This window comes from Kitasatospora sp. MBT63 (assembly GCF_000710465.2).
Classification (GTDB): domain Bacteria; phylum Actinomycetota; class Actinomycetes; order Streptomycetales; family Streptomycetaceae; genus Kitasatospora.
In genome coordinates this window covers 22,642-35,527 of record NZ_JAIZ01000412.1, presented here as the reverse complement: position 1 = coordinate 35,527, position 12,886 = coordinate 22,642, and the positions used below count along the sequence as shown (strand labels likewise).

9 protein-coding genes are annotated in these 12,886 nt (G+C 73.0%); 6 read left to right on the top strand and 3 right to left on the bottom strand.

The features are described 5' to 3' along the window. Nucleotides 1-52: 52 nt before the first annotated feature. Complete coding sequence (locus AA75_RS22995) at nucleotides 53-1,282, bottom strand: NAD-dependent epimerase/dehydratase family protein (RefSeq protein WP_033822084.1); 1,230 nt, start codon at nucleotides 1,280-1,282, stop codon at nucleotides 53-55. 670 nt (nucleotides 1,283-1,952) lie between these two features. On the opposite strand from AA75_RS22995, the gene AA75_RS22990 reads away from it, so the two are divergent. Continuing rightward, nucleotides 1,953-3,902: a glycosyltransferase family 2 protein gene (locus AA75_RS22990; protein ID WP_033822083.1), complete on the top strand. Its 1,950-nt coding sequence runs from the start codon at nucleotides 1,953-1,955 to the stop codon at nucleotides 3,900-3,902. Further along, nucleotides 3,899-4,861, top strand: coding sequence for a hypothetical protein (locus AA75_RS22985; RefSeq protein WP_033822082.1), 963 nt, complete (start codon nucleotides 3,899-3,901; stop codon nucleotides 4,859-4,861). Before AA75_RS22990 ends, AA75_RS22985 begins: the two co-directional genes overlap by 4 nt. A 52-nt stretch (nucleotides 4,862-4,913) precedes the next feature. Here AA75_RS22985 and AA75_RS22980 read toward each other — a convergent pair whose 3' ends face one another. Further along, complete coding sequence (locus AA75_RS22980; RefSeq protein ID WP_033822081.1) at nucleotides 4,914-5,435, bottom strand: hypothetical protein; 522 nt, start codon at nucleotides 5,433-5,435, stop codon at nucleotides 4,914-4,916. A gap of 350 nt (nucleotides 5,436-5,785) precedes the next feature. On the opposite strand from AA75_RS22980, the gene AA75_RS22975 reads away from it, so the two are divergent. After that, entirely contained in the window at nucleotides 5,786-7,204 is a 1,419-nt protein-coding gene (locus AA75_RS22975; protein ID WP_033822080.1) for an MFS transporter, read from the top strand. Between the two features lie 79 nt (nucleotides 7,205-7,283). Here AA75_RS22975 and AA75_RS22970 read toward each other — a convergent pair whose 3' ends face one another. Next, nucleotides 7,284-8,687: a short-chain fatty acyl-CoA regulator family protein gene (locus AA75_RS22970; protein ID WP_033822079.1), complete on the bottom strand. Its 1,404-nt coding sequence runs from the start codon at nucleotides 8,685-8,687 to the stop codon at nucleotides 7,284-7,286. A gap of 340 nt (nucleotides 8,688-9,027) precedes the next feature. Between AA75_RS22970 and aceA the strand changes: the two genes are divergently transcribed. From aceA to AA75_RS22955, 3 genes are all read left to right on the top strand, one after another. Next, nucleotides 9,028-10,320: an isocitrate lyase gene (gene aceA, locus AA75_RS22965; RefSeq protein ID WP_033822078.1), complete on the top strand. Its 1,293-nt coding sequence runs from the start codon at nucleotides 9,028-9,030 to the stop codon at nucleotides 10,318-10,320. A 149-nt stretch (nucleotides 10,321-10,469) separates the two neighbouring features. Further along, complete coding sequence (gene aceB, locus AA75_RS22960) at nucleotides 10,470-12,083, top strand: malate synthase A (RefSeq protein WP_033822077.1); 1,614 nt, start codon at nucleotides 10,470-10,472, stop codon at nucleotides 12,081-12,083. A 68-nt stretch (nucleotides 12,084-12,151) separates the two neighbouring features. Further along, on the top strand, nucleotides 12,152-12,886 hold a 735-nt coding region (locus AA75_RS22955), incomplete at its 3' end, for a 3-hydroxybutyryl-CoA dehydrogenase (RefSeq protein ID WP_233289144.1).

Here is a 12,886-nt window from a genome sequence, read left to right as displayed (position 1 = left end):
TGCTTCCGGGGGTGCTCCGCCGTCGGCGCGGCGGGTGCGGCGCGGGCCGGCGCTATGACGGGATGCGGGAGGGCGGGGCGTCCGGCAGGCCGGTGAGCAGGTCGTCGGCGGTCTCCATGCCGGGACGCCAGACCGAGCGGGCGATGATCCTGCGAGGGTCGATCCGGGAGCGGTAGCGGCCCGCGATGTTGGTGCACTCGTCCAGCAGTCCCTCGCTGAGGCTGGTCGGCTGCAGTCCGAGCGCGAGGAACTGGTCGTTGCTCACCCGGAGTTCGTTCTCGACCGCCTCCTTCCTCGGGTTGGGCAGGTTGGCCGTCTCCACCCCGGTCAGGTTGCTGACGAGCTTGGCCAGGTCGCGTACCCGGTGGACCTCGGTGACCTGGTTGAAGACCTTGGGCCGGTCGCCGGCGGCGGGCGGGTTGGCGAGGGCGATCTCGATACATCGCACGGTGTCCTGGAGGTGGATGAACGCGCGGGTCTGGCCGCCGGTGCCGTGCACGGTGAGCGGGTGGCCGATCGCGGCCTGGGCGAGGAAGCGGTTGAGCACGGTGCCGTAGTCGCCGTCGTAGTCGAAGCGGTTGACCAGCCGTTCGTCGCGGGCGGTCTGGGCGGTCTGGGTGCCCCAGACGATGCCCTGGTGCAGGTCGGTGATCCGCAGCCCGTCGTTGGCCGCGTAGAAGGAGAACATCAGCTGGTCGAGGGTCTTGGTCAGGTGGTACACGGAGCCGGGGTTCGCCGGATGGAGGATCCGGCGTTCCAGGTCGCCTTCCGGGGTGGGGACCTTGACGGTCAGGTAGCCCTCCGGGATGGGGGCGGATCCGGACCAGCCGTACCCGTAGACGCCCATGGTGCCGAGGTGCACCAAGGCCGCGTCGGTGCCGGTGGCGACCAGTGCGACCAGCAGGTTGTGGGTGGCGCGGACGTTGTTGTCGACGGTGTAGCGCTTGGCGGGGACCGAGCGCATGGAGTACGGCGCGGCGCGCTGTTCGGCGAAGTGCACGACGGCGTCGGGGCGCACTCCGGCGAGCAGCGCGGCCAGCCGCTCGTACTCGGTGGCGAGGTCCAGCCGGACGAAGCCGATCTCCCGGCCCGACACCTCGCGCCAGGCCCGCAGGCGCTCGCCGATGGGCCGGATGGGTGTGACCGACTCGGCCTCCAGCTCGAGGTCGATGGCCCGGCGGCTGAGGTTGTCGACGATGGTCACCTGGTGGCCGCGGTCGGAGAGGTGGAGGGCGGTCGGCCAGCCGCAGAATCCGTCGCCGCCCAGAATCAGGACATGCATGTGCCTACTCCCTTACGGAAATCGGAGAACAGGGCAGTGCCATGCGGAAATGTCTCACGTGAATGCGGAGCAAGAAGGTGCCCGAAGTACTTGCAGGCCGGTCCGGCGCGTGGGGCATCGGGGGCGCCGGAAAGGACCGAAAACCTACCGGAAGTGTGACGCGGCGCAGGTGAGTGCGGCCGTGAGGCGGCAGGCCATGGGGAGGTGGCCGCCGGATGCTGCACGACCTTGCCACAGCGGATGTGACATGTCCAGTACACGTCAGCCGCGGACCGGGCCCGCCCGGGCCCGCCAGGAGGCACATCACCCCAGGTCAGGGCAGTTATGTGAGGCGGGCTCAAAAACCTGAACCGCTGGCTCGACAGGGCCGGCCACCGGCAAGTCGCCCACCCCGGACCCCCTGTTGCGAATTCAACATCCCCGCCCGCCGCGCTTCGTCATGGATCCACAAAATCTCCTGCGCGACCCTGACGCCACGTGAAGAGATCGTGTATACCTGATCCGGTTCGCGCCGCGAAAGGACCGGGTCGTGGAATTGGGAATTCCGTGTACGTTCGTCGGCGAGGCCACCGCCGGACCACAGGCGTGTTTCGTCGGGATCGTGGACGAACACCCAGCTCGTCCGGCCCGTCCGCCTCGGACCGGCCGTCACGGGACGGAGGGCTGAGCGATGCTGCACCCGGACGTCGTCGCACTGCTCGTCGCCGACACCCTCCTGCTGCTCCTGGCGGTCCGCTGGCCGCTGGCCCGGCGCTTCGACGACTCCGACCGCGGCTCCGGCCGGGTGGTGCGGCTGCCGCCGTTCCGCCGCCCGTCCCTGCCGCGCGCGCTGGCCTTCCTGTCGGTCGCCGCCGCCGTCAGCACGGCGATCGTCGCCGTCCGCCACCCCCGGCTCGACCAGGCGTACCACTCACTGGTCGCCGACGTCCTGTCCGCCGCGGACGGCGATCCCCACCTGGCCGCCGCGTACGCGCACAGCCTCCCGCCACTCGTACCGGCCGCCGTGGTCGGCTACCTGATCACCGTCGCGGTGGTCCTTCCGGCCACCCCCGGCCGCCGGCTGATGATCCTGGCGCACGCCCCGGTGTTCCTCGGGATGTCCGTCCTCGCCGAGTGCTGCGCCGCGCTGCTCGCGACGGCGACCGGGCTGCCGCTCGGCCCCGTCCCGCTGGTCGCCCTCGTCCTCCAGTCCACCCTCGGCTACCTGCTGGTCTACCGGCTCGCCTTCACCACCTTCCGGCTGCCGCGCCCGACCCCGCTGCCAGCGCGGCGGCGCCGAGACTGGCCAGACAGTGCGGTCCTGACGCTCTGCCTGCTCGCCGCGCTGGCACTGGTCGGCGCTGCGGCACTGGTTCTGCTGCGACAGGTCGCCGGCCATCCGCTGGCGGGGTTCCTCGTCCTGGCCGGCCTCCGCTTCTCCGTCTTCGACGTGATGCTGATCCTGCTCGCACTCGTCGGCCTGCTCGGCCCGCGCCGATCGCACCGGCCCGCCAACGACCGCCCCGCCGTCGAGGTGATCGTGCCCGCCTACAACGAGGCCTCGGTGATCGAACGGCTGCTGCGCTCGATCGACCGCGCCGCGGCGGCGTACGGCGGGCCGGTGCGGGTCGTCCTGTGCGACGACGGCTCCACCGACGGCACCCGGGCGCTGGCCGAGGCGGCCGTCGCGGCCTTCACCAGCGCCACCGGCGAGGTGATCCAGGGCCCCCACGCGGGCAAGGCCAGGGCACTGAACCTGGCGCTGGAACGCTGCACGGCGGAGTTCGTCTACCGCGTCGACGCCGACTGCGCACTCGACCCCGACGCCTTCGCCCGGTCGGTCCCGCGCTTCCTCGCCGACCCGCGGGTCGGCGTGGTCGGGGCGCTCACCCTGCCCAAGGAGCCGTACACCACCTGGATCGACCGGATGCGGGCGATGGAGCAGCTGTTCACGTACGGCTTCAGCCTGGCCGCACTGAGCACCGTGGACGCCGTGCCGTGCGTCCCCGGCACCTTCTGCGGCTTCCGCCGCGAGGCGGCCGTGGAGCTCGGCGGCTTCGTCGACGGCATGTTCGGCGAGGACGCCGAATTCACCTGCGCGCTCGCGAGGTCGGGCTGGCGGGTGGTGATGGACCCGCACACGGTCTCCTACGAGGACGTACCCGTGAAACTCGGCCAGCTGCGGGTCCAGCGATTCCGCTGGGGGCTGGGCAACCTGATGAACTTCGCCCGCTTCACCCCGTTCGGCCGGGGCGCGCCCGGCCCCCGGTTCTGGTTCCAGCTGCCGAGGGCCGCCGGCGGCAGGCTGCTCTCACCGATCCACTTCTTCGTCCTGGTGCTGACCGTGCTGCACTGCACCCTGCAGCCGCTGCCCCGGCACAACCTGGCCCGTTTCGCCGTCGTCTTCCTGCTCGCGCAGCTGCCGGCGCTGGTACCGCGGATCTGCCTCGTCCTCTACTACCGCCGGGCACGGCTGCTGCTCTGGGCGCCGCTGTGGCCGGCGTTCGCCTTCCTGAAACGGTTCTTCCAGCTGGAGTCGCTGCTGGCCTGCGGGGTCCGTCCGGTCCGGCCACCGGCCGGGCTGCGCGCACCCGCGCGCGCCGACGTGCTCCACGCCCAGCCCGCCGGGCCGGCCCGGTGAAGCGCCCGTACGCGTCGGCGGCAGCCCTGCTCGCCGCGGCCGCGGTGCTGCTGGCCGGGTACCTCGTGGTCGCCGACCGGACGAGCACGCCGGCCCGGCCGCGGCCGAAGCCCTCCCCCGCACCGGGCGCCACCGCGGCGGCCGGTTCCTGGATCATCAGCGGCCGGACCCTGGGAAGGCTGCTGGCCGCCGACCCCACCGGCCGGACCACCGCCCGGTCCTTCGACACACCGGACGCCTACGTGCTCACCGGGGACGGCAACTGGGCCGTCCCCGACGGCTGGCGCTCCACACCGACCGCCAGTTTCGACAGCTACACCGCCCTCGAGTCGGCCCTGACCGGCAACCGGCTGGACCCGCGGATCCGAGCGGTGCTCTACGACAACGAACACTGGCCGCAGACCCCGGCCGCGGAGCAGGCCGACCCGGTCCGCTACGACCGGATGGCCGCGGACCTGGTCCACCGTCACCACCTGCTGTTCATCGCCGCACCTGCCACCGATCTCGTCGAGGCACTGCGCCCGGGCACCGCCGGCGGCGCCTTCGACACCTTCCTGAAGCTCGGGCTGGCCGGCGAGATCGCACGCGACGCCGATGTGCTGGACCTCCAGGCCCAGGGCGCGGAGGACAACCCGACGCTGTTCGCCTCCTTCGTGGCGGCCGCCACCGCCCAGGCCCGCCGCGCCAATCCCCGGATCAAGGTGCTCGCCGGCCTGAGCACCAACCCTTCGGGCCGGGCCGTCGGCGCCGCACAGATCGACCGGGCCGCCCGTGCCGTACGCTCCACGGTCGACGGGTACTGGCTCAACGACCCGGCCGCCTCCGCCGCCTGCCCCGGCTGCACGGGCCCCTACCCGCGCACCGCCCTGGACACCCTGCGCGGACTCGGCGAGGAACCACGGGAACCGGCGCCGGCGCCGGCCCCCACCGGCACCGGCACCGGCACCGGCACCGGGTAAGGCCGGGACGCGTCGCATCCGCCGGGGCGCGGTCGTACCGGCGTGGGCCGGGTCAGTGTCCGAGGGCCGCCTTCGCCGCCACCAGGACCAGTCCGAGGACCAGGTTGGCCAGGCCCTCGACGGCGACCTCGGTGCGGGAGGCTCCGGCGTGGACGGCGCCCAGGCAGGCCCACGCGACCAGCTGCGCCACCGCCACGCTCAGCGCGAACCACGCGGCACCGCTCAGCCCCAGCCCCAGCACGGGGCTCACCGCCACGGCCACCGCGGGCAGCACCGCCGCCTCGACGATCGGCCACTCGTGCCGGCCCACCCGGCGGATCTCGGCCCAGCCGGGCCGCCGGCCGACCCTGCGCTCCCCGGCCAGGTTCGCGTAGGCGTGGGCGGCCCAGAACACCAGGCCGGTCACCAGGAGCAGCACCACGGTCTGCAGTCGGGGAAAGTCACCGACCGCGCTGGCCGTGGCGATCACGGACGCCGCGAGGAGCGACCCGTACAGGGCCCCGGCGTAGTCGCTCCGCGATGGTGCCCGGCCCGTCGGGTCTGGCCTGCGCGGCCAGGGGATGATGCGGTGCACCACCTCAATCTACGCACGCCCGGCGACGCAGGCCGGGTGCCGCGCGCGGCACGGCGAGGCGGCGATGGCGCCGCCGCGCCGCCGTCGCACCCGAGCGGCCGCGCCCCCGCGCGTCCTCCGTCCTCCGCCGCGCACCTGGTGGGAAAGTACGAGCACGGGCGGGGCCAGGCCGTTCACCCGGGGCAGGCGCCGCGTTCGGCTCTCCCGAAGCGGTGGACGTGCGAGTGCGAGGGAGACTTCCATGAGCGCCTACCCGGCAATCGCCAGCCACGCCAGCCACGCCGACCCTTCTGCCGAGGCGATCGGCCTCTCGGCCGAACGGCTCGACCGGGCGGGCGCCGGGGGCACCGATGAGTGACACCGCCCCGGGCACGCCCAACGCCCTGCGGCGGATCATCGCGCCGCTCGCCCTCGCCCAGTTCATCTGCAGCTTCGCCGGCTCGAACATGAACGTGATGATCAACGACATCAGCGAGGACCTCGACACCACCGTGCAGGGCGTGCAGGTCGCCATCACCGTCTTCCTGCTGGTGATGGCCGCGCTGATGATCCCGGGCGGCAAACTCACCGACCGCTACGGCCGCAAGCGGTGCCTGCTGGTCGGCCTGGTCGTGTACGGGGTCGGCGCCCTGCTGAGCGCCGCCGCGCCGGGCCTGGGCGTCCTCATCCTCGGCAACTCGATCCTCGAAGGCGTCGGCACGGCCCTGCTCATCCCACCCGTCTACATCCTCACCACCCTGCTCTTCACCGACCTGACCTCACGCGCCAAGGCGTTCGGGACGATCATGGCGCTCGGCGGAATCGGCGCGGCGGCCGGCCCGCTGATCGGCGGACTGATCACCTCGGCGATCAGCTGGCGGGCCGCCTTCGTGTTCCAGGCCCTGGTCATCGCCGTGATCATCCTGCTCAGCCGCCGGATCGAGGACCCGCTCCCACCGGACCCGACCCGCCCGTTCGACACCGTCGGCACCGTGCTCTCCGCCGTCGGACTGGTCCTCGTCGTCACCGGCATCGTGGCCGCCGACGACAACATCTGGCTGATGCTCACCCTGCTCGTCCTCGGCGCGCTCTTCCTGGCGGGCTTCTTCTACTGGGTCCGCGCGAGGGAGCGGGCGGGCAAGGAAGCGCTGCTGTCCACCAGCCTGTTCCGCAGCCGTACCTCCGATCTCGGGCTGGTCACCCAGAACACCCAGTGGCTGCTCCTGATGGGCGTGTCCTTCACCGTGGCGTCCTACCTCCAGGTCGTCCGCGGATACGACGCCATCCAGACCGGCGTGATCTTCACCGCCGCCACCCTCGGCATCCTCGCCACCTCCCTGGCCGCCGAACGGCTCGCCCGGCGCTACGCCCAACGCACCCTCATCCTGGCCGGATTCGCCGGCACCATCGCCGGGATCCTCGTACTGATCCTGATCGTCGGCGGCTCCCCCAGCCCCTGGGCCTTCGCCCCCGGGCTGCTCCTGATCGGCCTCGGTCTCGGCCTGATGCTCACCCCCTCGGTCAACATCGTCCAGTCCAGCTTCCCCGAGGAGCAGCAGGGCGAGATCTCGGGCCTGTCCCGCAGCATCTCGAACCTCGGGTCCTCCCTCGGCACCGCCGTCGCCGGCACCATCCTGGTCGCCGGCCTCACCAGCCACGCGTACGCCGCCGCGATGATCACCCTGGCAGCCGTCGGCATCGTCGGACTGGCCGCCGCCGCTCTCCTGCCGCCCGTCCCCACCACCGCCCCCGACCAGTACGCCGGGCCCACCCGCACCCCGGGCCACTGACGGAGGGTGCGCACCAGGGCGCCCCCGCCCGACGTTCCGGGCGGATGCCGCGCGCCCGGCGGGAGTTGCCGGCTGAGGCCTACGGTTGCGGATCGGTGCGCACGGCGTACGGGACGAAGGTGCTGGTGTGCTCGTCGACGGCCAGGGCCCGGCCGATGGCGGGGGCGGAGCGCTGGGGGCAGGCGGGGCGTTCGCAGACCTTGCAGCCGAGGCCGATCGGGGTGGCGGCGGCTTCGTCGCCGAGGTCCAGGCCGGCCGCGTACACCAGTCGGCCGGCGTGCCGGAGCTCGCAGCCCAGGCCGACGGCGAAGGTCTTGCCGGGCCGGCCCCAGCCGCCGGGTGAGCGGGTGACGGCGCGGGCGGTCCACAGGTAGCGGCGGCCGTCCGGCATGGCGGCGACCTGGACGTGGACCCGGCCCGGCGCGGCGAAGGCGTCGTAGACGTTCCACAGCGGGCAGGTGCCGCCGGTGCGGGAGAAGTGGAAGGCCGTGGCGGACTGCCGCTTCGAGACGTTCCCGGCGCGGTCGACCCGGACGAAGGAGAACGGCACCCCGCGCCGGCCGGGGCGCTGGAGGGTGGAGAGCCGGTGGCAGACCGTCTCATAGCCGACGCCGAAGTGGTCGGCGAGGTGCTCGATGTCGTACCGGGCGGCCTCCGCCGCGTCGTGGAAGACCCGGTAGGGCAGGACGAGGGCGGCGGCGAAGTAGTTCGCGAGGCCGATCCGGGTGAGCGAGCGGGCGGTGGAGCCCTCGGGGCTGTCCTGGGCGGCGAGTTCGGACAGCAGGGAGTCGTGTTCCAGGTAGGCCAGCTGGGTGGCCATCCGGAAGGCCTGCTGGCCGGGTCGCAGCCGGTCGGACAGGTGCAGGGTCCGGGTCCGCCCGTCGTACCGGTGCAGGTCCCCGCTCCCGGTGGCGATCCGGACCCGGTGCCCGTCGGCCAGCCGTTCGGCCAGGGCCTCCCGCACCCCGCCGCGTCTCAGCTCGATCGTCTCGGCCAACTCCTCTGCCGCGGTGTCGAGTTCGTGGAGGTAGTTCTGGCGGCGGTAGAAGAACTCGCGGACCTGTTCGTGCGGGGTGCGGGCGTCGGCCTCGGCGCCGCGGTCCCCGGCGAGGACGGCCAGTTGCTCGGCGGTGTCCCGGCGTCCGCGGGCCAGGTCGGTGAGCAGCCGGGCGACGGCGGGCAGGCGGGCGGCGACCTCGTCGAGGTCGCCCGGGGTGATCCGGCCCGCCGCCAGTTCCTCGCCGAGGGAGTCGCGCAGTTCGGCGGTGAGCCGCGCACTGTCGGGCGGGGCGAAGTAGCCGGCCTCGACGCCGAACGCCTCGGTGAGCCGCAGCAGGACCGGCACGGTGAGCGGGCGGGCGTCGTGTTCCAGCTGGTTGAGGTAGCTGGGTGAGAGTTCGAGCAGCCGTGCCAGGGCGGCCTGGCTGAGGCCGCGGTCCTCGCGGAGGCGGCGCAGCCGGGCGCCCGCGAAAGCCTTCGCCATGGTGTCACTCCCCGGTCCGGTCGAGCCCGTCTGGTGCGGCAGCCTAACGGGGGAACGCCCCGCCGGGCCTTCGCAGCCTTCGCAGAATCGGCCGCAGCGATTCGCAGAAGTTGGCACCGGTCCATCGGTGACGGCCCGCACCGCCGGGTGGCACAGTCGGTGGTGCGGCCGGAAGGCGCCCTCGGAAACGGATAACTGCCAGGTCAGTGAAGCTGGTTCGGTTTCCTGGGCGACCACGTCCCGCGGTCCCGTACCGCCGCCCGGCGCCGTCCGGCCGCCCGCGCACCCCCTCGGTGAGGTGCATCACACCCTTGGCAACAGCACTCTCGGGAGCAGACCCATGACGCAGTCGGTTCGGCAGCAGCAGGAGCAGCAGGCGGCGCGGCTGGCCGCCCGGTGGGCGTCCGACCCCCGCTGGGCGGGCATCGAGCGGACCTTCACCGCGGCGGACGTGGTGCGCCTGTCGGGCACCGTCCGCGAGGAGCACACCCTGGCCCGGCGCGGCGCCGAGCGGCTGTGGTCGCAGCTGCACGAGCGGGACTACGTCCACGCGCTGGGTGCGCTGACCGGAGGTCAGGCCGTACAGATGGTGAAGGCCGGCCTGCAGGCGATCTACCTTTCCGGCTGGCAGGTCGCCGCGGACGCCAACCAGGCCGGGCAGACCTACCCGGACCAGAGCCTGTACCCGGCCAACTCCGTTCCGCAGGTGGTGCGCCGGATCAACAACGCGCTGCTGCGGGCCGACGGGATCGACGCCGCCGAGGGCAACGACGGGCCCGACTGGCTGGTGCCGATCGTCGCGGACGCGGAGGCCGGGTTCGGCGGCCCGCTGAACGCCTTCGAGCTGACCAAGGGCATGATCGCGGCCGGTGCGGCGGGCATCCACTACGAGGACCAGCTGGCCTCCGAGAAGAAGTGCGGCCACCTGGGCGGCAAGGTGCTGGTGCCCACCGCCCAGCACATCCGGACCCTGAACGCGGCCCGGCTGGCGGCGGACATCGCCGACGTGCCGACCGTCGTCGTGGCGCGCACCGACGCGCTCGCCGCCAACCTGCTGACCACCGACGTCGACGAGCGCGACGCCCGGTTCTGCACCGGCGAGCGGACCGCCGAGGGCTTCTACCGGGTCGAGCCGGGCATGGCGCCGGTGATCTCCCGCGGCCTGGCGTTCGCGCCGTACGCCGACCTGATCTGGGTCGAGACCGGTACCCCGGACCTCGCGCAGGCCCGGGAGTTCGCCGAGGCCGTCAAGGCCGAGTACCCGGACAAGATGCTGGCCTACAACTGCTCGCCGTCGTTCAACTGGAAGGCGGCTCTGGACGACGACCAGATCGCCAAGTTCCAGCGGGAGTTGGGCGCGATGGGGTACCGGTTCCAGTTCATCACGCTGGCGGGCTTCCACGCGCTCAACCACTCGATGTTCCAGCTCGCCAAGGGCTACGCGGAGAGCGGCATGACCGCCTACGTAGACCTCCAGGAGGCCGAGTTCGCGGCCGTCCCGGACGGCTACACCGCCGTCAAGCACCAGCGCGAGGTCGGCACCGGCTACTTCGACCAGGTGAGCACCGCGCTCAACCCGAACGCCGAGACGCTCGCCCTGACCGGCTCCACCGAGGCCGAGCAGTTCCACTGACCGAACCCGGCCGGCCGGCGCCCCCACCGCCGCCCGGCCGCCCCGGACCTTCGCCCGGGGTCCCGTTGAGGGACGGGGCCCGCAGGCCACCACCGCCCGGGGCCGCGTAGGGAGACGCGGCCCCGGGCCCCACCTTCCTGGAGAGCCGGATGACCCTGACCAGCCGTACCGAGATCCTCGGCGCCCCCGAGGACCGGTTCGAGGAGATCCTCACCCCCGAGGCACTGCGCTTCCTGACCCGGCTGCACGACGCCTTCGCCGGGCGGCGCGACGGCCTGCTCGTCGAACGCGTCCACCGCGCCGCCGAACTGGCCGCGACCGGCACCCTGGACTTCCTCCCGGAGACCCGCGCCGTCCGGGAGGACCCCACCTGGCGGGTGGCCGGCGCCGGTCCCGGGCTGGCCGACCGCCGGGTGGAGATCACCGGCCCGCCGGAGCGCCGGATGACCGTCAACGCCCTCAACTCCGGTGCCAGGGTCTGGCTCGCCGACTTCGAGGACGCCACCTCCCCCACCTGGCACAACCTGGTCTCCGGCCAGCTCAACCTGCTCGACGCGGTCGAGCGCCGGATCGACGACACCACCCCTGAGGGCAGGCGCTACCGGATCGGCGACACCCCCGCCACCATCGTGGTCCGCCCGCGCGGCTGGCACCTGGACGAGGCCCACCTGCTGGTCGACGGCCGCCCGGCGATCGGCGCCCTGGTCGACTTCGGCCTGTACCTGTTCCACTGCGGGCAGCGGCAGATCGACCGCGGCCACGGCCCGTACTTCTACCTCCCCAAGCTGGAGAACCACCTCGAAGCCCGGCTGTGGAACGACGTCTTCACCTTCGCCCAGGCCGAACTCGGCCTCCCGCACGGCACCATCCGCGCCACCGTGCTGATCGAGACCATCACCGCCGCGTTCGAGATGGACGAGATCCTCTACGAGCTGCGCGAGCACGCCGCCGGGATGAACGCCGGCCGCTGGGACTACCTGTTCAGCCTGATCAAGAACTTCGCCGGCCGGGGCCCCCGCTTCGTGCTGCCCGACCGCTCCTCGCTGACGATGACGCAGCCGTTCCTGCGGGCCTACACCGACCTGCTGGTGCGCACCTGCCACCGGCGCGGCGCGCACGCCATCGGCGGGATGGCCGCCGCCATCCCCAGCCGCGACCCGGACGCCAACGAGGCCGCCCTCGCCAAGGTCCGCCTCGACAAGGAGCGTGAGGCCGGGGACGGATTCGACGGCTCCTGGGTCGCCCACCCCGGTCTCGTCGCCACCTGCCGCACCGCCTTCGACGCCGTCCTCGGCGACCGGCCGAACCAGCTCGACCAGACCCGCGAGGACGTCGAGGTGACCGCGGCCGACCTGCTCGCCGTGCACCGGCTCACCGTCGGCCTGCCGAGCGAGCAGGGCCTGCGCTCCAACGTCGCCGTCGCCCTGCGCTACCTGACCGCCTGGCTCGGCGGCTCCGGCGCGGTCGCCGTCTTCGGCCTGATGGAGGACGTCGCCACCGCCGAGATCTCCCGCTGCCAGATCTGGCAGTGGCAGCACCACTGCACCCGCCTGACCGGCGGCTCGCTGGTCACCCCGGACCTGGTGCGCCGTCTGGTCGACCGGGAGCGGTCCGCCCTGCTCGCCGAGGGCGCCGACCCGGCCCTGGTGGACGACGCGGTGCGGATCCTGGAGGAGACCGCGCTCGGCGCGGACCTGCCGGCCTTCCTCACCACCGAGGCGTACGCCCGCCACCTGGTGCGCACCGCCGCCCCGGCCCTCTGACGCCCACCGTCCCCGAGCCGCAGCGACCCGCCCCGCACCGACCCGCACCGACCCGAAGAGGCAACCGCATGAACGACCTTCGCCGTGTCGCCGTCGTCGGCGCCGGACAGATGGGCTCCGGCATCGCCGAGGTCTTCGCCCGCGCCGGCCTGGACACCATCGTCTGCGAGAAGGACCCGGCCGCCCTGCGCGCCGCCCGCGCCCGGATCGACCGATCCCTGCACCACGCGGCCGACCGCGGCCGGATCAGCGATCAGCAGCGCACCGAGGCCTGGGGCCACCTGATCTTCGCCGACGACCTGGAGGCACTCGCCGACCGCCAACTCGTCGTCGAGGCCGTCGTCGAGGACGAGAGCGTCAAGACCGAGATCCTCACCGCCCTCGACAAGGTCCTGGCCGACGAGCAGGCCGTCCTCGCCACCAACACCTCCGCCATCCCGGTCACCCGGCTCGGCATCGCCACCGGCCGCCCCTCGCACGTGCTGGGCCTGCACTTCTTCAACCCGGCCCCGGTGATGCCGCTGGTCGAACTGGTCGCCTCGCTGCACACCGACCCGACCGTCCTGCACCGCGTCGGGGCGTTCGCCGAGGAGGTGCTCGGCAAGCACGTCATCCACTCGCGCGACCGGGCCGGCTTCGTCGTCAACGCCCTGCTGGTCCCGTACCTGCTGGCCGCGATCCGGATGGCCGAGGCCGGCCACGCCACCGCCGCCGACATCGACGCCGGCATGGTCCACGGCTGCGCCCACCCCATGGGCCCGCTCCAACTCGCCGACCTGATCGGCCTGGACACCGTGCAGGCC

What these genes read in the sequence shown, in the direction of transcription:
- AA75_RS22995 (WP_033822084.1), bottom strand. Translation starts at nt 1,282, where the DNA reads ATGCATGTCCTGATTCTGGGCGGCGACGGATTCTGCGGCTGGCCGACC.
- AA75_RS22990 (WP_033822083.1), top strand. Translation starts at nt 1,953, where the DNA reads ATGCTGCACCCGGACGTCGTCGCACTGCTCGTCGCCGACACCCTCCTG.
- AA75_RS22975 (WP_033822080.1), top strand. Translation starts at nt 5,786, where the DNA reads ATGAGTGACACCGCCCCGGGCACGCCCAACGCCCTGCGGCGGATCATC.
- AA75_RS22970 (WP_033822079.1), bottom strand. Translation starts at nt 8,687, where the DNA reads ATGGCGAAGGCTTTCGCGGGCGCCCGGCTGCGCCGCCTCCGCGAGGAC.
- aceA (WP_033822078.1), top strand. Translation starts at nt 9,028, where the DNA reads ATGACGCAGTCGGTTCGGCAGCAGCAGGAGCAGCAGGCGGCGCGGCTG.
- aceB (WP_033822077.1), top strand. Translation starts at nt 10,470, where the DNA reads ATGACCCTGACCAGCCGTACCGAGATCCTCGGCGCCCCCGAGGACCGG.